This window comes from Kitasatospora sp. MBT63 (assembly GCF_000710465.2).
Taxonomy (GTDB): Bacteria; Actinomycetota; Actinomycetes; order Streptomycetales; family Streptomycetaceae; genus Kitasatospora.
Map to the genome: position 1 here is coordinate 1 of NZ_JAIZ01000636.1, position 23,298 is coordinate 23,298.

Annotated in this window: 25 protein-coding genes; 23 read left to right on the top strand and 2 right to left on the bottom strand. The window is 71.1% G+C overall.

The window, feature by feature from the left end; genetic code table 11:
* From rho to AA75_RS33275, 21 genes are all read left to right on the top strand, one after another.
* On the top strand, positions 1-1,388 hold a 1,388-nt coding region (rho, locus tag AA75_RS33175), incomplete at its 5' end, for a transcription termination factor Rho (RefSeq protein ID WP_033824064.1).
* A 191-nt stretch (positions 1,389-1,579) separates the two neighbouring features.
* Positions 1,580-2,803, top strand: coding sequence for an LCP family protein (locus tag AA75_RS33180; RefSeq protein ID WP_063794488.1), 1,224 nt, complete (start codon positions 1,580-1,582; stop codon positions 2,801-2,803).
* A gap of 131 nt (positions 2,804-2,934) precedes the next feature.
* Positions 2,935-3,159: a 50S ribosomal protein L31 gene (rpmE, locus tag AA75_RS33185; protein ID WP_033824065.1), complete on the top strand. Its 225-nt coding sequence runs from the start codon at positions 2,935-2,937 to the stop codon at positions 3,157-3,159.
* Between the two features lie 128 nt (positions 3,160-3,287).
* Entirely contained in the window at positions 3,288-4,364 is a 1,077-nt protein-coding gene (gene prfA, locus AA75_RS33190; RefSeq protein WP_033824066.1) for a peptide chain release factor 1, read from the top strand.
* A 39-nt stretch (positions 4,365-4,403) separates the two neighbouring features.
* On the top strand, positions 4,404-5,270 hold the full coding sequence (prmC, locus tag AA75_RS33195; protein WP_033824067.1) for a peptide chain release factor N(5)-glutamine methyltransferase: 867 nt from the start codon (positions 4,404-4,406) through the stop codon (positions 5,268-5,270).
* 228 nt (positions 5,271-5,498) lie between these two features.
* Positions 5,499-6,146: an L-threonylcarbamoyladenylate synthase gene (locus tag AA75_RS33200; RefSeq protein WP_033824068.1), complete on the top strand. Its 648-nt coding sequence runs from the start codon at positions 5,499-5,501 to the stop codon at positions 6,144-6,146.
* Between the two features lie 35 nt (positions 6,147-6,181).
* Positions 6,182-6,823: a protein-tyrosine-phosphatase gene (locus AA75_RS33205; RefSeq protein WP_063794490.1), complete on the top strand. Its 642-nt coding sequence runs from the start codon at positions 6,182-6,184 to the stop codon at positions 6,821-6,823.
* A gap of 204 nt (positions 6,824-7,027) precedes the next feature.
* Positions 7,028-8,308, top strand: a complete 1,281-nt coding sequence (gene glyA / locus AA75_RS33210; RefSeq protein ID WP_033824069.1) for a serine hydroxymethyltransferase — start codon at positions 7,028-7,030, stop codon at positions 8,306-8,308.
* Positions 8,309-8,483: 175 nt separating this feature from the next.
* Positions 8,484-9,836, top strand: a complete 1,353-nt coding sequence (locus tag AA75_RS33215; protein WP_033824070.1) for an MraY family glycosyltransferase — start codon at positions 8,484-8,486, stop codon at positions 9,834-9,836.
* A gap of 336 nt (positions 9,837-10,172) precedes the next feature.
* On the top strand, positions 10,173-10,607 hold the full coding sequence (locus tag AA75_RS33220; protein WP_033824071.1) for a hypothetical protein: 435 nt from the start codon (positions 10,173-10,175) through the stop codon (positions 10,605-10,607).
* Between the two features lie 279 nt (positions 10,608-10,886).
* A complete protein-coding gene (atpB, locus tag AA75_RS33225; protein WP_051813927.1) occupies positions 10,887-11,717 on the top strand; it encodes a F0F1 ATP synthase subunit A in 831 nt (276 codons plus the stop codon).
* 84 nt (positions 11,718-11,801) lie between these two features.
* Positions 11,802-12,029, top strand: coding sequence for an ATP synthase F0 subunit C (gene atpE, locus AA75_RS33230; protein ID WP_014138091.1), 228 nt, complete (start codon positions 11,802-11,804; stop codon positions 12,027-12,029).
* 41 nt (positions 12,030-12,070) lie between these two features.
* On the top strand, positions 12,071-12,625 hold the full coding sequence (locus AA75_RS33235; protein WP_033824073.1) for a F0F1 ATP synthase subunit B: 555 nt from the start codon (positions 12,071-12,073) through the stop codon (positions 12,623-12,625).
* A complete protein-coding gene (locus AA75_RS33240; RefSeq protein WP_033824074.1) occupies positions 12,622-13,437 on the top strand; it encodes a F0F1 ATP synthase subunit delta in 816 nt (271 codons plus the stop codon). The genes AA75_RS33235 and AA75_RS33240 overlap by 4 nt, the downstream gene beginning before the upstream one ends.
* 158 nt (positions 13,438-13,595) lie before the next feature.
* Positions 13,596-15,170, top strand: a complete 1,575-nt coding sequence (gene atpA / locus AA75_RS33245) for a F0F1 ATP synthase subunit alpha (protein WP_033824075.1) — start codon at positions 13,596-13,598, stop codon at positions 15,168-15,170.
* Positions 15,171-15,202: 32 nt separating this feature from the next.
* Positions 15,203-16,117: a F0F1 ATP synthase subunit gamma gene (locus AA75_RS33250; protein ID WP_033824076.1), complete on the top strand. Its 915-nt coding sequence runs from the start codon at positions 15,203-15,205 to the stop codon at positions 16,115-16,117.
* Between the two features lie 2 nt (positions 16,118-16,119).
* The gene (gene atpD, locus AA75_RS33255) at positions 16,120-17,565 is read left to right on the top strand and encodes a F0F1 ATP synthase subunit beta (RefSeq protein ID WP_033824077.1); all 1,446 of its coding nucleotides are present in this window, start codon (positions 16,120-16,122) and stop codon (positions 17,563-17,565) included.
* Between the two features lie 210 nt (positions 17,566-17,775).
* Positions 17,776-18,156 (top strand): F0F1 ATP synthase subunit epsilon, encoded by a 381-nt coding sequence (locus AA75_RS33260; protein ID WP_033824078.1) that lies wholly within the window; start codon positions 17,776-17,778, stop codon positions 18,154-18,156.
* 128 nt (positions 18,157-18,284) lie between these two features.
* Positions 18,285-18,785, top strand: a complete 501-nt coding sequence (locus AA75_RS33265; protein WP_033824079.1) for a DUF2550 domain-containing protein — start codon at positions 18,285-18,287, stop codon at positions 18,783-18,785.
* Between the two features lie 181 nt (positions 18,786-18,966).
* Entirely contained in the window at positions 18,967-19,596 is a 630-nt protein-coding gene (locus AA75_RS33270; protein WP_033824109.1) for a Uma2 family endonuclease, read from the top strand.
* A 14-nt stretch (positions 19,597-19,610) separates the two neighbouring features.
* A complete protein-coding gene (locus tag AA75_RS33275) occupies positions 19,611-20,183 on the top strand; it encodes a cob(I)yrinic acid a,c-diamide adenosyltransferase (protein WP_033824080.1) in 573 nt (190 codons plus the stop codon).
* Positions 20,184-20,219: 36 nt separating this feature from the next.
* Here the strand turns inward: AA75_RS33275 and AA75_RS33280 are convergent, their stop codons facing one another.
* Positions 20,220-20,753, bottom strand: coding sequence for a hypothetical protein (locus AA75_RS33280; RefSeq protein WP_033824081.1), 534 nt, complete (start codon positions 20,751-20,753; stop codon positions 20,220-20,222).
* 133 nt (positions 20,754-20,886) lie between these two features.
* Here AA75_RS33280 and AA75_RS33285 point away from each other — a divergent pair, with 133 nt between their 5' ends.
* Together AA75_RS33285 and AA75_RS33290 are read left to right on the top strand one after the other, a co-directional pair.
* Complete coding sequence (locus tag AA75_RS33285) at positions 20,887-22,128, top strand: sensor histidine kinase (RefSeq protein WP_233289299.1); 1,242 nt, start codon at positions 20,887-20,889, stop codon at positions 22,126-22,128.
* Positions 22,125-22,793 carry a response regulator transcription factor gene (locus AA75_RS33290; RefSeq protein ID WP_033824082.1) on the top strand — a complete coding sequence of 223 codons (669 nt, stop codon included), beginning with the start codon at positions 22,125-22,127 and terminating at the stop codon, positions 22,791-22,793. The genes AA75_RS33285 and AA75_RS33290 overlap by 4 nt, the downstream gene beginning before the upstream one ends.
* Positions 22,794-22,796: 3 nt before the next feature.
* Here AA75_RS33290 and AA75_RS33295 read toward each other — a convergent pair whose 3' ends face one another.
* On the bottom strand, positions 22,797-23,111 hold the full coding sequence (locus AA75_RS33295; RefSeq protein WP_033824083.1) for a hypothetical protein: 315 nt from the start codon (positions 23,109-23,111) through the stop codon (positions 22,797-22,799).
* Between the last annotated feature and the right edge of the window lie 187 nt (positions 23,112-23,298).

Consider the following 23,298-nt stretch of genomic DNA (forward strand, 5'->3'; position numbering starts at 1 on the left):
ACCGCGAGCGCGAGCGGCCCGAGCGCGGCGAGCGCCAGGGCGGCCAGGGCGGCCAGCAGCAGGGCGGCGCGCAGGACGCCGGCCAGCCGCAGCGCCAGAGCCAGCCGGCCGGCCAGCCGCAGGCGGGCGGGTACGACGACGACGAGTTCGGCGACGGCCGCCGTGGCCGCCGTGGCCGCTACCGTGACCGCCGTGGCCGTCGCCGCGAGGGCTTCGAGGGCACCGGTGCCCCGGAGCCGGTGGTCGGTGACGACGACGTCCTGATCCCGGTCGCGGGCATCCTGGACATCCTCGACAACTACGCGTTCGTGCGGACCTCGGGCTACCTGCCGGGCTCCAACGACGTCTACGTCTCGCTGGCCCAGGTGCGCAAGCACGGCCTGCGCAAGGGTGACGCCATCACCGGCGCGGTGCGCCAGCCCCGCGACGGCGAGCGCCGCGAGAAGTTCAACGCCCTGGTGCGGCTGGACTCCGTCAACGGCATGGACCCGGACAGCGGCCGCGGCCGGCCCGAGTTCGGCAAGCTCACCCCGCTGTACCCGCAGGAGCGGCTGCGCCTGGAGACCGACCCGGGCGTGCTGACCACCCGCATCATCGACCTCGTGTCGCCGATCGGTAAGGGCCAGCGCGGTCTGATCGTCGCCCCGCCGAAGACCGGCAAGACGATGATCATGCAGGCCATCGCCAACGCGATCACCCACAACAACCCCGAGTGCCACCTGATGGTCGTCCTGGTCGACGAGCGTCCGGAAGAGGTCACCGACATGCAGCGGTCGGTGAAGGGCGAGGTCATCTCCTCGACCTTCGACCGCCCGGCCGAGGACCACACCGTGGTCGCGGAGCTGGCCATCGAGCGCGCCAAGCGCCTGGTGGAGCTGGGCCACGACGTGGTGATCCTGCTGGACTCGATCACCCGCCTGGGCCGCGCCTACAACCTGGCGGCGCCGGCCTCCGGCCGCATCCTGTCCGGTGGTGTCGACTCGACCGCGCTGTACCCGCCGAAGAAGTTCTTCGGTGCCGCGCGCAACATCGAGAACGGCGGCTCGCTGACCATCCTCGCCACCGCGCTGGTGGAGACCGGCTCCCGGGCCGACGAGGTGGTCTTCGAGGAGTTCAAGGGCACCGGCAACATGGAGCTCAAGCTCGACCGCAAGCTCTCCGACAAGCGGATCTTCCCCGCGGTGGACGTCGACGCGTCCAGCACCCGCAAGGAGGAGATCCTGCTCGGCAACGACGAGCTGGCGATCACCTGGAAGCTCCGCCGGGTGCTGCACGCGCTCGACTCGCAGCAGGCCATCGAGCTGCTCCTGGACAAGATGAAGCAGACCAAGAGCAACGCCGAGTTCCTGATGCAGATCGCCAAGACCACCCCCGGTTCGGGCGACTGACGCAGGATCGGCCGACAGGGCCCCGGACCGCGCTGCGGTCCGGGGCCCTTGTCATGTCCGGGGTCAAGTCGGGTGGGGCGGCTGGCGGCCCGCTGCGCGCTTATCCTCAAAACAACGGTCATACCGGATGAAAGGGTCGGGCGCACGATGCTCACGCGGCCACGGTCGCGCCGGGTGACGAGGGAGGCGAGATGGCCGGACCGCAGGAGGACGACCCGCAGCGGCCCGCCGCCGCACCCCCGGACACCGAGCCGCCCGAGGGGACGCCCGCGGCCGGTAAACGCCCGCGGCGGCGGCTGAGACGCAACCTGATCATCGCGGCGAGCGCCCTGGTCCTGCTGACCGCCGGCGCGGCCGGCTACGCGTACCTGCGGCTCAACGGCAACATCACCAGCGTCGACATCAACGGCCAGCTGGGCGAGGCCCGGCCGCCGGCCGCCACCGACGGCTCGTTCAACCTGCTGGTGCTCGGTTCGGACTCGCGCGGCGGCGCCAACGGTGCCCTGGCCGGCGGCGCCACCGACGGCACGGCCCGCTCCGACACCGCGATGGTGGTGCACGTCAGCCAGGACCACAGCCGCGCCAGCGTGGTGAGCATCCCCCGGGACACCCTGGTGGCCCGCCCGGCCTGTACCGCGCCGGACGGCAAGAGCGTCCCGGCCGCTCGCAGCGCGATGTACAACACCGCCTTCGAGGTCGGCGGACCCGCCTGCGCCGTGAAGACCACCGAGCAGCTGACCGGGCTGCGGATGGACCACTACGTGCAGATCGACTTCGCCGGGTTCGCCGAGCTGATCGACACCATCGGCGGCGTCACCGTCACCACCGCCGTCCCGATAACCGACCAGGACAGCGGGCTCAAGCTGCCGGCCGGCACCCACCACCTGGACGGCGACCAGGCGCTCGCCTTCGTCCGCACCCGGCACGGGGTGGGCGACGGCAGCGACCTCGGCCGGATCGAGCTGCAGCAGCAGATGGTGAGGTCGATCATGAGCCAGGTCGGCAAGGTCGGGCTGACCACCAACCCCGCCAAGCTCTGGGCCACCGCCGACAAGCTCACCAAGAGCGTCACCACCGACTCCGACCTGGGCTCGGTCAACTCGCTGGTCGGTCTCGCCGACACCCTCAAGTCCATCGGCCCGGACCAGATGGCGATGGTCACTCTGCCGGTCGTCACCGCACCCTCGGACGCCAACCGCGTGGTGCCCGCCCGCCCGCTGGCGGACCAGCTGTGGGCCGCGCTCAGGGCCGACCAGCCGGTGCCCGCCGCCGTGACCGCCGGACAGCCCGCCGACCCGGCCCAGGGCCCCACCGCGGGCCCCTCGGCCAGGGCGACGGCCGGAGCCTCCACCGGAACCGCGGCAAGGTCCCCGGGGGCGGGAGCGGGCACCCCAGCACGCCGGGCCGGCGGGTAGCCGTGGAATAACCGGGAAATGTACCCGGTTTGGGAAGATGCGGTCAGTGCTGGCACACTGGTCCGTCGGTCCCGGTTCACGTGCAGCTCCCGCTGCCGACCCGGTGCCCTCCCGAAACCTAGGAGAACCCCTTGAAGCCCAACGTTCACCCCGAGTACGTGGTCACCAAGGTGACCTGCACCTGCGGCGCCGAGTTCACCACCCGCTCGACCGAGACCAGCGGCGAGATCCGCGCCGAGGTCTGCTCGCAGTGCCACCCGTTCTACACGGGCAAGCAGAAGATCCTCGACACCGGTGGCCGCGTGGCCCGCTTCGAGGCCCGCTTCGGCAAGAAGCACAGCGCCCCCCAGGCCTAGCGCTTCCACGGCGCCGGTCTCCGGCGTCCCCGTCGTACGGTGGGGACGCTGGGGCCGGCGCCGTTCGCGTCTCCCCGCACCCCTCGCCACCCAGCCCCACCAGCTCTCACGGGAAGTAGGCCCACCCCATGTTCGAGGCAGTCGCAGAGCTCCTGACCGAGCACGCCGACCTCGAGACGCGGCTGGCCGATCCGTCGGTCCACGCCGACCAGGCCAACGCCCGCAAGCTCGCCAAGCGCTACGCCGAGCTCACCCCGATCACCGTCGCCTACCGTGCCTGGCGCGCGGCCGGCGAGGACATCGAGGCCGCCCGCGAGCTGGCCGCCGAGGACCCCGACTTCATCGCCGAGGTGAAGTCCTCCGAGGCCCGCCGGGACGAGCTGACCGAGGAGCTGCGGCTGCTGCTGGTGCCGCGCGACCCCAATGACGACAAGGACGTCATCCTGGAGGTCAAGGCCGGCGAGGGCGGCGAGGAGTCCGCGCTGTTCGCCGGCGACCTGCTGCGGATGTACCTGCGCTACGCCGAGCGGCTGGGCTGGAAGACCGAGCTGATCGACGCCAACGAGTCCGACCTCGGCGGCTACAAGGACGTCTCGGTCGCCGTGAAGACCCGCGGCACCACCGAGCCCGGCCAGGGCGTCTGGGCCCGGCTGAAGTACGAGGGCGGCGTGCACCGCGTGCAGCGGGTGCCGGCCACCGAGTCGCAGGGCCGCATCCACACCTCCGCGGCGGGCGTGCTGGTCACCCCCGAGGCCGAGGAGGTCGAGGTCGAGATCCACGCCAACGACCTGCGGATCGACGTCTACCGCTCGTCCGGCCCCGGCGGCCAGTCGGTCAACACCACCGACTCGGCGGTCCGGATCACCCACCTGCCGACCGGTATCGTGGCGTCCTGCCAGAACGAGAAGAGCCAGCTGCAGAACAGGGAGCAGGCCATGCGCATCCTGCGCTCGCGGCTGCTCGCCGCCGCCCAGGAGGCCGCCGAGCAGGAGGCCTCGGACGCGCGCCGCAGCCAGGTCCGCACGGTGGACCGCTCGGAGCGGATCCGGACCTACAACTTCCCCGAGAACCGCATCTCCGACCACCGGACCGGCTTCAAGTCGTACAACCTGGACCAGGTCCTGGACGGCGACCTGAACGCGATCATCCAGTCCTGCGTGGACGCCGACGCGGCCGCCAAGCTGGCTGCCGCGCAGGAGAACTGAGCACCGAAGCCCGAGCCCACAGACCAGGGGTGTGTACGGATGAACCTGCTGCTCGCCGAGGTGGCCCAGGCCACCCAGCGGCTGGCCGCGGCCGGCGTGCCGTCGCCGCGCTTCGACGCGGAGGAGCTGGCGGCGTACATCCACGGCGTCAAGCGCAGCCAGCTGCACACCGTTCCCGACGGCGATTTCGACGCCCGCTACTGGGAGGCGGTGTCCCGGCGCGAGGCGCGTGAACCGCTGCAGCACATCACCGGGCGGGCGTTCTTCCGCTACCTGGAGCTGGAGGTCGGCCCCGGGGTGTTCGTGCCCCGGCCGGAGACCGAGACCGTGGTCGAGTGGGCGATAGACGCGGTGCGCGACATGGACGTCGCCGAGCCGCTGGTGGTCGACCTGTGCAGCGGCTCCGGCGCCATCGCGCTGGCGCTGGCCCAGGAGCTGCCGCGCTCCACCGTGCACGCCTTCGAGCTCGACGAGGGCGCCCTGCAGTACACCCGGCGCAACATCGCGGCCAGCCCGGACCGGGCCCGGATCACCCTGCACGCCGGTGACGCCACCCGCGCCTTCGAGTCGGAGCGCGCCTGGGACGGCCGCTTCGACCTGGTGATCAGCAACCCGCCGTACATCCCGCTCACCGAGTGGGAGTACGTGGCGCCCGAGGCGCGCGACCACGACCCGCAGATGTCGCTGTTCTCCGGCGAGGACGGCCTGGACACCATCCGCGGCATCGAACGCGTCGCGGCCCGGCTGCTGCGGCCGGGCGGCGCGGTGGTGATCGAGCACGCCGACACCCAGGGCGGGCAGGTGCCGTGGATCTTCAAGGAGGAGAGCGGCTGGACCGACGCCGCCGACCACCGCGACCTGAACCACCGGCCGCGCTTCACAACCGCCCGAAGGGCGTCGTTGTGAACAGTCCAGCGCCGTACAACCGCCCGAAGGGCGTCGTTGTGAAGAGTGCAGCGCGGTACAACCGCCCGAAGGGCGTCGTTGTGAACAGTCCGGCGCGTTCGGCCGCGTGCCGTGTGACCGTACGCAGTACCGCCGCCCGTGGGGCGTCGTCGTGAACGGGCCCGGCGCCGCCGCGGGGCCGCCCGCACAGCAGATCAGCTTGAGCCATCTCGGAAGGGGACCGTACCGATGAGCCGCCGTTACGACTGCGCCGATGCCGGGGACCGCGCCACCGGTCTGCGTGAGGCCGCCTCCGCGATCCGCCGCGGCGAGCTCGTGGTGCTGCCGACCGACACCCTCTACGGGGTCGGCGCGGACGCGTTCTCCCCGGAGGCCGTGGCGGCGCTGCTCGCCGCCAAGGGGCGCGGGCGGAACATGCCCTCGCCGGTGCTGGTCGGCTCGCCGACCACCCTGCACGGGCTGGTCACGGACTTCTCCGAGCAGGCCTGGGAGCTGGTCGACGCGTTCTGGCCGGGCGGGCTGACCCTGGTCGCCAAGCACCAGCCCTCGCTGCGCTGGGACCTCGGGGACACCCGTGGCACCGTCGCGGTCCGGATGCCGCTGCACCCGGTCGCGATCGAGCTGCTGAACGCCACCGGCCCGCTCGCGGTCTCCAGCGCCAACCGCACCGGCGGCCCGTCGCCGGCCACCTGCGACGAGGCCGAGGGCCAGCTGGGCGACGCGATCTCGGTCTACCTGGACGGCGGGCAGGCCGACCACGCGACGGCCTCCACCATCGTCGACGTCACCGGCAAGGTCCCGGTGGTGCTGCGGGCGGGCGCGATCAGCGTCGAGCAGCTGAGGGAGGTCGTTCCGGACCTGGAGGCCGGCAGTTGACGGCCGCCGCCTCGCTGCACGGCGCGGACCCCGGCATACCCTCCGCCCTGGCGGTGGTGCCCCGTCCGCTCGACTCCTTCCGGATCCTCTTCGTCTGCACCGGTAACGTCTGCCGCTCGCCGATCGCCGAGCGGCTGACCCGGCTTGAACTCGACACCAGGCTCGCCCCGGCCACCGCCGGGCGGATCGTGGTGGAGAGCGCCGGCACCTGGGGCCACGAGGGCGCGCCGATGGAGGCGCACGCCGCCACCGTGCTCGACGAGTACGGTGCCGACACGGCCGGCTTCGCCGGGCGCGAGCTGCTGGACGAACACGTCATCGAGGCCGATCTGGTGCTCACCGCGACGCTCGACCACCGGGCGCAGGTGATCTCGATGGGGCACTCGGCCGGGCTGCGGACGTTCACGCTCAAGGAGTTCACCCGGCTGGTCCGCCGGGTGGACCCGCGCACCCTGCCGTACGCCGACGACGGCTCCCGGCTCACCGACCGGGCCCGGGCGCTGGTCCGTTCGGCGGCTGCTCTGCGCGGCTGGCTGCTGGCGTCCTCGCCGGAGTTCGACGAGGTCGACGATCCGTACGGGGCGCCGATCGGCATGTTCCGCAACTGCGGCGAGGAGATATTCGACGCCCTCGACCCGGTGGTGACGGCGCTGACCGGGGTGCCGGCCGGCCACTGATCCGGCCCCCGGACCGCCCGCGGCGGTCCGACGCGCCCCGGATGGGGAGGACTCCGGGGGGTGCTGTGATCGAAGTGTGTCTGTCGGGTGCTCAGGAGGTGCCCCCGCCCTGACGGGTGTACCCCGGCGCGCGCGGGCGGGCCCGGACCGCGGTGCCGTCCTACGCTGGAAGCACCTCGCCCGCCGCTGCCCCGGAGCGCTGCCATGACCGTCACCGACACCGTGCACGGCTCCACCGAGACCCCCGCTCCCTGGACGGCCTCCGCCGCCCTGCGGCAGGCCGATCCGCTGGTCGCCGACCTGCTCGCGGCCGAGCGCGAACGGCGGGCCGACTCCCTCCAGCTACTGGCCGGCGAGAACCTCACCAGTCCCGCCGTGCTGGCCGCGCTCGGCGGCCCGCTGATCGACAAGTACGCCGAGGGCTACCCGGGCCATCGCCACCACACCGGCTGCGCGCCGGCCGACACGGTCGAGCTGCTGGCGGTCGACCGGGCCCGTGCCCTGTTCGGCGCCCCGCACGCCAACGTCCAGCCCAGGTCCGCCACTTCGGCGATGCTGGCGGCCTACGCGGCGCTGCTGCGGCCCGGTGACGCGGTGCTGTCGATGTCGCTGCAGCACGGCGGCCACCTGAGCTGCGGCTCGCGGGCCAACTTCTCCGGCCGCTGGTTCGACTTCGTCGGCTACGGCGTGCGCGCGGGCGACGAGCTGGTCGACCTCGACCAGGTGCGCGACCTGGCGCGGACCCACCGGCCGAAGGCGATCATCGCCGGCGGCATCTCGCACCCCCGGCACCTGGACTGGGCGGCCTTCCGGGAGATCGCCGACGAGGTGGGCGCCTACCTGATCGCCTCCGCCGCGCAGACCATCGGCCTGGTGGCGGCGGGCGCCGCGCCCTCCCCGGTGCCGTACGCGGACGTCACCGTCGCCGCCACCCACAAGCTGCTGCGCGGGCCGCGCGGCGGGCTGCTGCTGTGCACCGCGGAGCTCGCGGACCGGATCGACCGGGCGGTCTTCCCGTTCACCCAGGGCGGGGCGGCGATGAACGAGGTGGCCGGCAAGGCGGTGGCGCTGCTGGAGGCCGGCACCCCGCAGTACGCGTCGTACATCGGGCGGGCGGTGGCCGGCGCCCGCGCCCTGGCCGGTGCGCTCGCGGCCGGCGGCGCCCGGCCGCTGACCGGGGGGACCGACACCCACCTGGTGACCGTCGACATCAGCGGCTTCGGCCTGTCCGGCGCCGAGGCCGAGCGGCGCTGCGCGGGCGCCGGCCTGATGCTCGGAAAATGTGCTCTGCCGTTCGACCCCGCGCCCCCCTCCGAGGCCTCGGGCATCCGGCTGGGCACCGGGACGGTGGCGGCCCAGGGCATGGGGGAGACGGAACTGGCCGAGGTCGGCACCCTGATCGCCCAGGTGCTCGACTCCGGCACGGACGCCCGGATCAGGGGCCGGGTGCAGGCGCTGGCGCGGGCCTTCGCGGGCCACCGGTAGCGTTGCGGGGGAGTCGGGTGGCCGCCAAGGCGAACCGCGATGCACGTCCGGAGCGTCCGACTCAATAAGGTGTGCACCGTGGCGACGCACCTCGAACCCCGAACCAGCCCGCCCCGGCCGCGCGGCGCAGTACGCTCCGTACTCGACCGTCGGATCGTGAACCAGGAGGCCAGTGGTGCGTGAGTATCTGCTGGTGCTGTTCGTCACGGCGGCCGTGACCTACCTGCTGACCAGCCCGGTGCGGAAGTTCGCCATCCTGGCGGGCGCCATGCCGCCGGTCCGGGCCAGGGACGTGCACCGGGAGCCGACCCCCCGCCTCGGCGGCATCGCGATGTTCGGCGGCCTGTGCGCGGGCCTGCTGGTCGCCTCCCAGCTGACCCACCTGGGCCGGCTGTTCATCCAGAGCGCCGACGTGAAGGCGCTGCTGTCCGGCGCCGGGATCATGTGGGTGCTGGGCGTGCTGGACGACAAGTGGGGCGTCGACGCGCTGGTGAAGCTGGGCGGTCAGATGATCGCCGCCGGTGTGATGGTCTGGCAGGGCATCACGGTGATCTCCATCCCGGTGCCCGGTGTCGGCCCGGTGGCCGTCACCCCCACCCAGGGCATGATCATCTCGGTCACGCTGGTGGTCGTCATGGTCAACGCGGTGAACTTCATCGACGGCCTGGACGGCCTGGCCGCCGGGATGGTCTGCATCGCCGCGGGCGCCTTCTTCCTGTACTCCTACCGGCTCTGGTACGGGTACGGGATCAACGACGCGGCCCCCGCGGTGCTGTTCAGCGCGGTGCTGATCGGGATGTGCCTGGGCTTCCTGCCGCACAACCTGCACCCGGCGCGGATCTTCATGGGCGACTCCGGCTCGATGATGCTGGGCCTGATGCTCGCGGTCGCGGCGATCTCCATCACCGGCCGGGTCGACCCGGACCTGGTCACCGACCAGACCGGTTCGCAGACCGCCACCGTGCACGCCCTGGTGCCGACCTACATCCCGCTGCTGCTGCCGCTGACCGTGATCGCGCTGCCGCTGGCCGACCTGCTGCTGGCCGTGGTGCGCCGCACCTGGGCCGGGAAGTCGCCGTTCGCGGCGGACAAGCAGCACCTGCACCACCGCCTGCTGGAGGTCGGCCACTCGCACAGCCGGGCCGTGCTGATCATGTACTTCTGGGCCGCGCTGATCGCCTTCGGCACGGTGGCCTTCTCGGTCACCAACACCGGCCGCACCGTGGTGCTGGCGCTGGCCGGGCTCTGCCTGGTCGGCCTGGTGGTGCTGCTGATGCCGCGCTTCCGCCCGCACGCGCCGCGCGCCGTCCAGGCCTTCGTCCCGCCGCGCTACCGCAAGGGCCCGCAGGAGGCGGCCGCAGCCTCCGCCCCGGCCGCTGCTGCGGCCTCCGCCCCGGCCCCCGCCCAGGCGGCCGCGGAACAGGCCGCGCCGGCCATGTCGGAGCTCTCCGCCGACGACAAGGCGCTGCTGGGCCGGCTCGGCACCGGAGCCACCGCGGTCGGCTCGCACGCCGAGCGCCGCGGCTGACCGGACGGGCCGGTCGGACGGGGGCCCGGACGGCGGTCCGACGGGGCTGATCATCCGTCAAGTCCCCTGGCCCGTATGGCCGCAGGATTGAGCCGTCAGTGTGACAGGTACCACACGTTCATGGTAAAGCTCTCATCAAATAGTTTGTGATACCGTTCACGAGTACCGAGAACACGCCGAAAGACCTGACAGGTGGAGGACTTCCGTCCCCGGTCGGTCTTCCTCGACGGGTCGACCGTCGAGCGGTTGCCCCGCGGTCGGGGTTCTCGGCGCGGCGCCATCGCCGCACCCCCGTGCCCGTCCCCGCCACACCGACATGCCGCCGGAGCTGCCGACATGCCGTCCCACGACGCCCGGATCATCCGTGGCGCCGCAATCCCCACTGCGGTCGCCGGATTGATCGCCGCCGCGATCTCCACCGCAGTTGTGGGGACCAAGGGTCTGCTCGGCGCGGTCTTCGCAACGCTGCTGGTGATGGCGTTCTTCAGCTTCGGCCAGGTCGCACTCGACCGGCTCACCAGGAACAACGCGCAGCTCCTCATGCCCGCCGCGCTGGCGGTGTACACCACGCAGATCCTGCTGGTGGGGATTGTTCTCGCAGTGTTCAAACACACCTCACTCTTCGACACCAAAGTCTTCGGTTTCACGCTGCTCGGCTGCGCTCTGATCTGGACGGGCTTCCAGGTGCGCGGTGCGATGAAGGCCAAGATCTTCTACGTCGACCCCGACGCTTCCGAGCGCAAGGACTCCTCGTCGGAGCGTCAACAGTGACGAGCGCCGGCTGTCTCCCGCGCGAGGGGGGCGGTGTTTATGCCCTGCTGACGGGCTGCTATCGTCCGTCGCAACAACGGAGTACGGGATGCGGCCTGGTCCCTCCAAGCGGTGAAGGCATACCGCTCGGACGCATCGCCCCCCGATTCCGACTGGTCTTCGAAGATTCCGCGGCTGTGAACGAGGCCGCCTGGGGTCAGCGAGATTTCCATCAAGTTCCAGTGCCGCTCCGTGGCCGCAGGCCACGCCGACACACCGAGGTTGCCGTAACCATGCGTCATGACGAAGGAGTCTGTGGTGGGTGCTGACGTAAGGCAGCTTGCCTCTGAGGCCGGGTGCCACCTGAACTCCGGCTGCGGCTTCCCCGCCCCCGGCCTGAACGAGTTCGACTTCAAGCCGATCTTCACCATCGGCGGTGTCGACTTCAACAAGCCGATGCTGCTGTCGATCATCTGCGCGCTGCTGGTCGTCGGTTTCTTCTGGGCCGCCTTCGCGAAGCCGAAGCTGCTCCCCGGCAAGCTGCAGCTGGTCGGCGAGATCGGCTACGACTTCGTCAAGCGCAGCATCGTGCTGGAGACCATCGGCAAAAAGGGCGAGAAGTACGTCCCGATGCTGGTCTCGATGTTCTTCTTCGTGTGGATCATGAACATCATGTCCATCATCCCGTTCGCCCAGTTCCCGGTGATGTCGAAGATCGCCTTCCCGGCCGGGCTCGCGGCGATCGTGTGGATCACCTACATGTCGCTGACCTTCAAGAAGCACGGCTTCGTCGGCGGAATGAAGAACCTCTGCTGGCCGTCCGGCATCCCCGGCTGGGTCATGTTCATCCTGGTGCCGATCGAGTTCTTCTCGAACATCTTCGTGCGTCCCTTCACCCTCGCGGTGCGAGCCTTCGCCAACATGTTCGCCGGCCACCTGCTGATCGTGGTCTTCTCGGTCGCCTCCTGGTACCTGCTCAGCCCGAGCATCGGTGCGCTGTACGGCTCGGTCTCCTTCGTGGTCGCCGTCGCCCTCACCGCCTTCGAGCTGCTGGTCCAGTTCCTGCAGGCCTACATCTTCGTGATGCTGGCCAGCAGCTACATCGCCGGTGCCCTCGAAGAGGCGCACTGAGCCCCGCAGCCCGACGGCTGCAACCCCCTGAACTCCCGGTGGCCAACCACCACCGGTTCTCCATCCCGCAAAGGATTAGCAGAGATGTCCGCTCTCGCTGAGGTTTCCGGTTCCGTCGCTTCCATCGGCTACGGCCTCGCCGCGATCGGCCCCGGCATCGGTGTCGGTCTGATCTTCGGCAACGGTGTGCAGGCCATGGCCCGCCAGCCCGAGGCTGCCGGCCTGATCCGCTCCAACATGTTCATCGGCTTCGCGCTGACCGAGGCGCTCGCGCTCATCGGTATCGTCATGCCGTTTGTCTACGGCCAGTAAGTCCGGCACACCGGTAGCCCTTTTCGACGAAAGGTTCTGATATGAACCCCGGTTTCGCCCTCGCGGCGGAGGAGAAGATGAACCCTCTCCTCCCCGCGTGGCCCGAGGTCATCATCGGCCTGCTCTGCTTCTTCATCGTCTTCGGTCTTCTCGGCAAGAAGCTCCTCCCCAGCATCGAGAAGGTGCTGTCGGAGCGCCGTGACGCCATCGAGGGCGGCATGGAGCGCGCAGAGGCCGCGCAGGCCGAGGCCCAGGCCCTGCTGGAGCAGTACCGCGCCGAGCTCGCCGAGGCGCGTCACGAGGCCGCTCGGATCACCGAGCACGCCCGCGAGCAGGGCGCTGCCCTGATCACCGAGATGCGCGCCGAGGGCCAGCGTCAGCGCGAGGCCATCGTCGCTGCCGGTCACGCCCAGATCGAGGCCGACAAGAAGCAGGCGACTGCCGCCCTGCGTCAGGACGTCGGTTCGCTCGCCTCCCAGCTGGCCTCCCGCATCGTCGGCGAGTCCCTGGAGGACAGCGCCCGCCAGAGCGGTGTCATCGACCGCTTCCTGGACGACCTGGAGAGCAAGGCCGCTTCCTCGGCGGGCGCCAAGTGATCGGCGCCAGCCGCGAGGCCCTGGCCGCCGGCCGGGAGAACCTGCAGAGCCTGACCGACAACACCTCGGTGGACTCGGCCAAGCTCGCCGAGGAGCTCACCGCCGTCACCGCCCTGCTGGACCGCGAGGTCTCGCTGCGCCGCGTCCTGACCGACCCCTCGCGGTCCGGCCAGGACAAGGCCCAGCTGGTCTCCTCGCTGCTGTCCGGGCAGGTCTCCGGCGAGACCGTCGACCTGGTCTCCGGCCTGGTCCGCTCCCGCTGGTCGGGCGCCCGTGACCTGGTCGACTCGGTGGAGGAGCTCTCGGCACTCGCCGAGATCACCGCCGCCGACAAGGCCGGTGCGCTGGACGACGTCGAGGACGAGCTGTTCCGGTTCGGCCGGGTGGTGAGCGGCTCGCACGAGCTGCGCTCCGCGCTGACCGAGCCGAAGGCCGGCACCGCCGCCAAGGCGGAGCTGATCAAGAAGCTGCTCGGCGGCAAGGCCAACGCGGGCACCGTCCGCCTGGTCACCGCCCTGGTCACCAACCCGCGTGGACGTAGCCTTGAGCAGGGCCTGGAGTCCTACTCCAAGCTCGCCGCGGCCCGTCGCGGACGCGTGGTGGCCCTGGTCACCGCCGCGGTCCCGCTGTCGGACGTCCAGAAGGAGCGGCTCGCCGCTGCCCTGGCCGGGCTGTACGGCCGCCAGGTGCACCTGAACATCGCCGTCGACCCCGAGGTCCGCGGCGGAGTCCGGGTGCAGATCGGTGACGAGATCATCGACGGCACCGTGTCGAGCCGCCTCGAAGGCGCTCGCCAGGTCCTCGAAGGCTGATCACACCAAGCATCATCCGACCCTCGGTCGGGCGTCGGTTCCACTCAGGGTGGGCCGGCAAAACGTACGGCCGGTTCACCTGACCCGGCCGAGAGTCGAGTACTTGCGGCCCTCAATGGCGGGCCGAGGATCGCAAACTAGGAGAGCAGGGAAGCCTGATGGCGGAGCTTACGATCCGTCCGGAGGAGATCCGGGACGCGCTGGCCGACTTTGTCCAGTCGTACCAGCCGGACGCGGCCTCGCGTGAAGAGGTCGGCACGGTCACCGAGGCCATGGACGGTATTGCCAAGGTCGAGGGTCTGCCCTCGGTCATGGCCAACGAGCTGCTGAAGTTCGAGGACGGCACCCTCGGCCTCGCGCTGAACCTCGACACCCGCGAGATCGGTGTCGTCGTCCTCGGTGAGTTCTCGGGCATCGAGGAGGGTCAGACGGTGCACCGCACCGGCGAGGTCCTCTCCGTGCCGGTCGGCGAGGGCTACCTCGGCCGCGTCGTGGACCCGCTGGGCAACCCGATCGACGGTCTGGGCGACATCGCCTCCAGCGGCCGCCGCGCCCTGGAGCTGCAGGCGCCGGGCGTCATGGTCCGCAAGTCGGTGCACGAGCCGATGCAGACCGGCATCAAGGCCATCGACGCGATGACCCCGATCGGCCGTGGCCAGCGTCAGCTGATCATCGGCGACCGCCAGACCGGCAAGACCGCGGTGGCGATCGACACGATCATCAACCAGCGCGACAACTGGCGCTCCGGCGACCCGAAGAAGCAGGTCCGCTGCATCTACGTCGCCGTCGGCCAGAAGGGCTCCACCATCGCGTCCGTGCGCGGCGCCCTGGAGGACGCCGGCGCGCTGGAGTACACCACCATCGTGGCTGCTCCCGCCTCCGACCCGGCCGGCTTCAAGTACCTCGCCCCGTACACCGGCTCGGCCATCGGCCAGGAGTGGATGTACGACGGCAAGCACGTCCTCATCATCTTCGACGACCTGTCGAAGCAGGCCGAGGCCTACCGCTCCGTCTCGCTGCTGCTGCGCCGTCCGCCGGGCCGCGAGGCCTACCCGGGTGACGTCTTCTACCTGCACTCCCGCCTGCTGGAGCGCTGCGCGAAGCTCTCCGACGAGCTGGGCGCGGGCTCGATGACCGGTCTGCCGATCATCGAGACCAAGGCCAACGACGTCTCGGCGTACATCCCGACCAACGTCATCTCCATCACCGACGGCCAGTGCTTCCTGGAGTCCGACCTGTTCAACGCCGGCATCCGCCCGGCCGTGAACGTCGGTATCTCGGTCTCCCGCGTCGGTGGCTCGGCCCAGATCAAGGCCATGAAGTCGGTCGCCGGCCGCCTGCGCCTGGACCTGGCCCAGTACCGCGAGCTGGAGGCGTTCGCCGCCTTCGGTTCCGACCTGGACCCGGCCTCCAAGGCCCAGCTGGAGCGCGGTGCGCGCATGGTCGAGCTGCTCAAGCAGGGCCAGTACCAGCCGTTCCCGGTCGAGGAGCAGGTCGTCTCCATCTGGGCCGGCACCACCGGCAAGCTGGACGACGTCCCGGTCGCGGACATCCGCCGCTTCGAGCGCGAGTTCCTGGACCACCTGCGGATCGAGAAGAAGGACCTGCTGGCGGGCATCGTCGAGACCTCGAAGCTCGAGGACGGCACGATCGACGCGCTGACCGAGGCGATCAACGCCTTCAAGCAGGGCTTCACCACGGCCGACGGCAAGCTCCTGTCCGAGCAGGCCTGAGTCCGGTAACGAGGGAAAGGACGTAACGACCCATGGGAGCACAGCTTCGGGTCTACAAGCGCCGGATCCGCTCTGTCACCGCGACGAAGAAGATCACCAAGGCGATGGAGATGATCTCCGCGTCGCGCATCGTCAAGGCGCAGCGCGCGGTGGCCGCCTCCACTCCGTACGCCGATGAGCTCACCCGGGCGGTGACGGCGGTGGCCACCCGGTCCAACGCCAAGCACCCGCTCACCACCGAGAACCCCCAGGCCAAGACGGCCGCTGTCCTGCTGATCACGGCGGACCGCGGCCTGGCCGGCGGCTACTCGACCAACGCCATCAAGCAGGCGATCGCGCTCTCCGCGCGGCTGCGTGCCGAGGGCAAGGACGTGGTGACCTACATCGTCGGCCGCAAGGGCGTCTCGTACTACAACTTCCGTAACCTTGAGGTCGGCGGTTCGTGGACGGGATTCTCCGACAAGCCGACCTACGGTGACGCGAAGGCCGTGGCGGTCGACCTGATCGAGGCCTTCACGGCCGAGACGGGCGGCGTGGACGAGCTTCACCTGGTCTCCACCAAGTTCGAGTCGATGCTGACCCAGACCCCGGTGGACGCCCGGCTGCTGCCGCTGAAGCTGGACGAGGTCACGCTCAGCGACGACAAGCCGGCCAAGGCGGAGATCTTCCCGCTGTACGACTTCGAGCCGTCGGCGGAGGGCGTCCTGGACGCACTGCTGCCGCGGTACGTCGAGAGCCGGATCTACAACGCGCTGCTGCAGTCGGCCGCCTCGGAGCACGCCGCCCGTCGGCGCGCGATGAAGAGCGCGACCGACAATGCGGGAGAGCTCATCAAGTCGCTGACGCGGCTTGCCAACTCGGCCCGTCAGGCCGAGATCACCCAGGAAATCAGCGAGATCGTCGGCGGTGCCAACGCGCTCGCCGACGCTAGCCGCGGGAGCGAATGAGAATGACCACCACAGTTGAGCCGACCACGGCGACGGGCCGCGTCGCGCGGGTCATCGGCCCGGTCGTCGACGTGGAGTTCCCCGTCGACGCGATTCCGGACATGTTCAACGCCCTGCACGTCGAGGTGGACAACCCCGACGGCTCGGGCAAGAAGATCCTCACCCTCGAGGTCGCCCAGCACCTCGGCGACGGCCTGGTCCGCGGCATCTCGATGCAGCCGACCGACGGCCTGGTCCGTGGCGCGCAGGTCTCCGACACCGGTTCGGCGATCTCCGTCCCGGTCGGCCAGATCACCAAGGGCAAGGTCTTCAACGCCCTCGGTGAGGTGCTGAACGTCGACAAGGACGAGTTCGAGTCCCAGGTCGAGGTCCGCTGGCCGATCCACCGCAAGGCTCCCGAGTTCAAGGACCTCGAGTCCAAGACCGAGATGTTCGAGACCGGTATCAAGGTCATCGACCTGCTCACCCCGTACGTCACGGGTGGCAAGATCGGTCTGTTCGGTGGTGCCGGTGTCGGCAAGACCGTTCTGATCCAGGAGATGATCTACCGCGTCGCCGAGAACTTCGGTGGTGTGTCGGTGTTCGCCGGTGTCGGCGAGCGCACCCGTGAGGGCAACGACCTCATCCACGAGATGGTCGACTCGGGCGTTCTGGACAAGACCGCGCTGGTCTTCGGCCAGATGGACGAGCCGCCGGGCACCCGTCTGCGGGTCGCGCTCTCCGCGCTGACCATGGCGGAGTACTTCCGTGACGTGGAGCAGCAGGACGTTCTGCTCTTCATCGACAACATCTTCCGGTTCACCCAGGCCGGTTCCGAGGTGTCGACCCTGCTCGGCCGGATGCCCTCCGCGGTGGGTTACCAGCCGAACCTGGCCGACGAGATGGGCCTCCTCCAGGAGCGCATCACCTCGACCCGCGGTCACTCGATCACCTCGATGCAGGCGATCTACGTCCCCGCGGACGACCTGACCGACCCGGCGCCGGCCACCACCTTCGCCCACCTCGACGCGACGACGGTGCTCTCCCGTCCGATCTCCGAGAAGGGCATCTACCCGGCCGTCGACCCGCTGGACTCCACGTCCCGCATCCTGGACCCGCGCTACATCGCGCAGGACCACTACGACACGGCCATCCGCGTCAAGGGCATCCTGCAGAAGTACAAGGACCTCCAGGACATCATCGCGATCCTCGGTATCGACGAGCTGTCCGAGGACGACAAGATCACGGTTCACCGTGCCCGTCGTATCGAGCGCTTCCTGTCGCAGAACACCTACGTCGCGAAGCAGTTCACCGGCGTGGACGGCTCGACCGTGCCGCTGTCGGAGACCATCGAGGCCTTCAACGCAATCGCGGACGGCAAGTACGACTCCGTCCCGGAGCAGGCCTTCTTCATGTGCGGTGGCATCGAGGACCTCGAGAAGAACGCCGCCGACCTGGCGAAGAAGTAACCAGCTGTAACCGGCCGGCGTGATGGCCGACCGTACGTGAGGGGTGGTCCCCGGGCTCCCGGGGGCCACCCCTCACGGCACACGGCGGCTGTGATCCCGGTCATCTCCGGGCCCTTGGTTTCATGCCGGGGGCGCGGGCCCGTTATTCTTACCGAAACTGCCGAGTAATCGGGCTGTTCCGATTCCCCGGCAAGAGCCTAGGAGCCCACGTTGGCTGAGCTGCACGTCGAGCTGGTCGCAGCCGACCGCAAGGTGTGGTCCGGTGCGGCCACCATCGTTGTCGCCCGTACGGCCTCCGGTGACACCGGCATCATGCCCGGTCACACTCCGGTGCTGAGCGTGCTGGAGACCGGTCCGGTCACCATCCGCACGGTGAACGACGGCACCGTCGTCGCCGCCGTCCACGGTGGCTTCATCTCCTTCGCCGACAACAAGCTCTCCATCCTCGCCGAGGTGGCCGAGCTGGCGGACGAGATCGACGTCGCCCGTGCCCAGCGCGCGCTGGACAACGCCCAGAGCGAGCTCGACGCGCACGCCGAGCGCCGGGCCGAGGTCCGCCTGGTGGCGGCCCGCGGTCTCAAGGCCGCCTGAGCGGAAGTCGAACCGACGGTCCCGGGGACGCGATTGCGTGACCCCGGGACTGTCGTATCAGTTGGTAGGACAGGGCGGTCGTTGATACGACCGCAACGGGGACGCAGGTAGCGAGGAGGTCGGTGAGCATGGTCCTCGCCCTTGTGGTGTGTGCGACGGTGGTGGCCCTCGGAGTGGCCGGCCTGGTCGCCTTCGCGGTACGCCGCCGGGTGATCCAGCGGGTCGGCGGCACGTTCGACTGCAGCTTCCGGTTGAAAATGCCCGCCGACGCCTCCACGCGGCCCGATCTCGACGAGAACGGACAGCCCACCTCCGCCCCGGTCCCGGTGACCGACGGCAAGGGGTGGGTTTTTGGTATCGGCCGGTACAGCGGCGACTCCATCGAGTGGTTCCGGGTGTTCTCCTACGCGCCCCGCCCGCGGCGGGTGCTGCCCCGGACCGAGATCGAGGTGCTGGGCCGCCGCTACCCGGAGGGCCAGGAGGAGCTCGCCCTGCTCTCCGGCTCGGTCGTCCTGCGCTGCCTGCACAACGGCGCCCCGCTGGAACTCGCCATGAGCGACGACGCCCTCACCGGCTTCCTCGCCTGGCTCGAGGCGGCCCCCCCGGGGCAGAGGGTCAACGTCGCGTAGCGACGGAGAATGGGGGCACCTCCCGCCCGGAGGGTGGGGGAGTCGCGTAGCGGGGCTTAACCCGTCCCGGTGGCTTCCCGGGAATCCCTTCCCGTACGACCTGTGGGCGCCCTAGCGTCGGAGCGTTGGTTGTGCCACGGCACTCGGCCCGCTCACACTGTACGGAGGAGGTGTGCTCTCAATGACCGCTATGGCGCACGAGCCCGATCTTGACTTCGGCCTTGTTCCGGACCTGGACGAGGTGCTCTGGCAGGCGTGGAGGTCTCTCGAACTCCCCGAGGGCTATCGGGCGGAGATCGTAGAGGGGTTCATCGAGGTGTCACCTACCGGACGACGCGGTCACGCCCGGATCGCCAACCGCCTTCGCGACGCCCTGGTGCTCGCGCTGGCCGGCAGCGAGTACGCGGCATTCCAGGACGTCAACGTCCTCCACGGCCGCAAGGTCCTGGTCCCGGATCTGTTCGTGGGGCCCGTGGACCTCGACGACATTCCCGACCCCGACGGGCTCGGGGTCGCCGCCACCGGTGTGCTGGTGGTGGTGGAGGTGGTGTCACCGGGAGCCGAGGCCCGCAAGCGGGATGTGGTCCGCAAGCGCAGGGCCTATGCCCGAGCCGGTATCCCGGTCTACGTCCTGGTGGACGATCACGACGGCCCCGGGCACGTCACGGTGCTGACCGCGCCCGATCCGGAGAAGGCCACCTACGAGGCCGAGGTGCGGATGCCGTACGGCACGGACGTCACGATCCCCGAGGGCCCGGCCAAGGGCTTTGTGATCGGCGTCGCAATCACGGGTGGGCCGCGCGGGGCCTGACTAGGCTGGCCGCCATGGTGAATCTGACGCGGATCTACACCCGCACCGGTGACGACGGCACGACGGCTCTCGGGGACATGAGCCGCACCACCAAGACCGACCCCCGGCTGATCGCGTACGCGGACACCAACGAGGCCAATGCCGCCCTGGGGGTGGCGCTCGCCGCGGGGGCGCTGTCCGAGGACGTGGTGGCGGTGCTGACGCGGGTTCAGAACGACCTCTTCGACGTCGGCGCGGACCTGGCGACCCCGGTGGTGGAGGACCCGAAGTACCCGCCGCTGCGGGTGCTGCAGAGCTACGTGGACCGCCTGGAGGGGGACTGCGACCACTATCTGGAGCAGGTGGAGAAGCTGCGCAGCTTCATCCTCCCCGGCGGTACCCCCGGCGCCGCGTACCTGCATCTGGCGTGCACCGTGGTGCGCCGGGCCGAGCGGGCCACCTGGGCGGCGATCGAGCTGCACGGGGACACCGTCAACCCGCTGACCGCGAAGTACCTGAACCGGCTCTCCGACCTGCTGTTCATCCTGGCGCGGGTGGCCAACAGGGAGCGCGGCGACGTGCTGTGGGTCCCGGGGGAGAACCGCTAGACCGCCGGACCGCCGGACCGCCGGACCGCTGGACCGTCAGCCCCGCTCCCGCTTGGGGAAGAGCGTGTAGCTGGCGGCGATCAGCAGGCTGATGCCGGTGACGGCGGCCATCCGCGGGTACCACTGGTCGAGGCCGGCGGTCCGGGCGGCGTCCCCGGCCAGCCACTGGACGCCGGCGATCAGGGCCACCGTGACGACGGCCGCCACCAGCGTCCGGCCGAAGATCCGCCACTCGTGGGCGGCCCGCTCGCGGCCGTACTTCGGCGGCCTCGCGGGCCGCTCGCCGCCCGCGAAGCGGTGCGCGGCGTGGGCGTCGGCCCGGCGCACCAGCGCGTGGCCGTAGCCGACCGAGAAGCCCGCGTAGGCGGCGGCCAGGCCGTGGGACCAGTCGGCGACGGCGCCGGAGCGCAGGTCGTGGACGGTCGTCGCGAGGATCACCAGGTCGGTCAGCGGCAGGCCGATCAGCAGTACGGTGCTCGCCGTCCGCCACCGCAGCAGGTAGCGGGCGGCCAGCGCCAGGGCCAGCAGCACCCAGAAGCCGATTTCACCGGCGATGATGATCGGGACCATGGCTCCAGCCTCGCCCGGCGGCCGCCGCCGGGTCATCGTCGCGGGGTGCCGCACCGGGTGCGACCTTCGATGTACGGCGTCTCGTCCGTCCGGTCGGTGCCGGCCCGGCCGGGCGGATGATGGGATGGCCGGTGTGAGACTCTCCCCCCGCCAGGAGGACCGGGCGGTCGCCGTCGCGGGCCTGGCCGCCGGCCTGCTGCTGATCGGCTTCGGCGCGTACGACAACCGCGGTCAGGTGCCGCCCTGGCTGCTGGTGCTGCCGCTGGTGGCGATGGCGGCGCTGGAGCTGCTGCGGCGGACCCGGCCGATCTGGGCGGTGTCGCTGGGCGGGCCGGTCCTGGCGGTGGACCTGGTCACCGGGTCGGTGCTGGCCACCGTGGTGATGTACACCGACCTGCTGTACGCGGCCACCCTGTACGGGCCGCCCCGGATGTCCCGGGTGCTGCACCTGACCGGCGCGGCGACCACGGTGGTGCTCAGCGGCCTGACGGCGACCTACGGGGAGGTCTCGGACGCGCTGCTGGTGGTGGGCCTGTGCGGGCTGGTGTTCATCGCCCCGGTGTGGACCGGCGACCTGATGCGGCGCCAGCGGGAGCAGACCGAGAGCGCCCGGCTGCGGGCCGAGCAGACCGCGCTGCTGGCCGAGCTGGACCGCCGCACCGCGGTGACCGCGGAGCGGGCCCGGATGGCCCGCGAACTGCACGACGTGATCGCCAACCACCTCTCGGCCATCGCCATCCATGCGACCGGCGCGCAGTCGCTGGCCCGCCGGCAGTCCAGGGCCGAGGACGAGCCGCTGGTGGAGGCGCTGGCGGTGATCCGGCAGAACAGCGTCCAGGGCCTCGCGGAGATGCGCCGGATGATCGGCCTGCTGCGCGAGGAGCACCCGGAGGAGTCGTACGCGGCGCCCCGGCTGGACGCCGTGGACGCGCTGCTCGCCCAGGCCAGGGCGGCCGGGCGGGGCGCCGGGCTGGCCTTCGAGGCGGAGGAGTGCGGCGAGCGCGGCGAACTGGCCGCGCCGGTGGAGCTGGCGGCCTACCGGATCGTCCAGGAGTCGCTGACCAACGCGCTCAAGCACGCGGCGGCGGGTACGGTGCGGCTGCGGATCGGCTACCGCGCACAGGAGTTGGAGATCGTCACGGAGAGCCCGTACCGGCCCGGCGAGGGCCGGGCGCCGGCCGGGGCGCGGGCCGGACTGGTCGGCATGGGGGAGCGGGCGCAGCTGCTCGGCGGGGTCCTGGAGGCGGGGCCGGACCAGGGGTGGTGGCGGGTGCGGGCGGTGTTGCCGCGGGAGCCGCGGCCGACGGGGGAGAGCGCGAGGGCCGGGGATGCCGGGGATGCCGGTGCGGCGGCGGAGAGGGGAGGGACCCGATGACGGCGGTCCGGGTGCTGGTGGCGGAGGACCAGGCGGCGGTCCGGGCCGCGCTGGTGATGATCCTGCGCGCGGAGCCCGGGATCGAGGTGGTCGGGGAGGCGGCCGACGGCGAGCAGGCCGTCCGGCTGGCCGCCCGGCTGCGCCCGGACGTGGTGCTGATGGACGTCCAGATGCCCCGGCTGGACGGGGTCTCGGCGACCCGGCAGGTGGTCGCCGCCGGGTCGGCCCAGGTGCTGGTGCTGACCACCTTCGACCTGGACGAGTACGTGTGGGGCGCCCTGCGGGCCGGGGCCGCGGGCTTCCTGCTCAAGGACGTGGAGGCGGACGACCTGGTCGAGGGGGTCCGGGCGGTGGCGCGCGGGGACGGCATGCTGGCGCCCTCCGTCACCCGGCGGCTGATCAGGACCTTCGCCCGCCCGTCCCCGGCGGGCGGGCCGCAGGGCCCCGACGGGTGGGCGGCGCTGTCCTCGCTGACGCCGCGCGAACGCGAGGTGCTGGGCTGTCTCGGCGCCGGGCTGTCCAACGGGGAGATCGCGGCGCGGCTGGAGATGGCCGAGGCGACCACCAAGACCCATGTCAGCCGGATCCTCGCCAAGCTCGGGCTGCGCAGCCGGGTGCAGGCCGCGATCCTCGCCCAGGAGCTGGGCGTGGTGCCGCCCGGCTGACCGTCAGCTGCGGTCCAGTGCGGATCTCGCCCGTTCGGCGTCACCCGCCCAGACCATCAGCCGGGGCCCGGCGGTGGTCCGTACGAGGGTGTGCCGCACGCCGGCGGCGGTCAGCAGGGCGCCGAGCCGGGCCGCCTCGGCGGGGTCGGCGGGCGCGGCGACGGTGACCAGCAGCCCGTACTCGTCGGGGTTGCCCGGGTGCGGGGGGCGGGCCACCAGCGAACCGCCGCGCCGGTACGTCCAGCGCAGCAGCAGCACCAGGACGGCGACCACCACCAGGCTGAGCAGCAGTGCCAGCAGCGGATGCACAGCGGTCAACGCGCCAACCTCCCGTCGGTCCGGCACAGATCACACTCCTCAATCTCACCACGGAGCCCGCCGGGGCGTTAGAGTCCGGGCCGTGAGCGGCGCGGCTCCGGGGGGAGACCCCTGCCCTGAGCCGCCTTCAGGCACCGCCCTGGAACCGCCGGAGCAACGGGCCTCGGCCCCACGCTCCCGGTGGGTC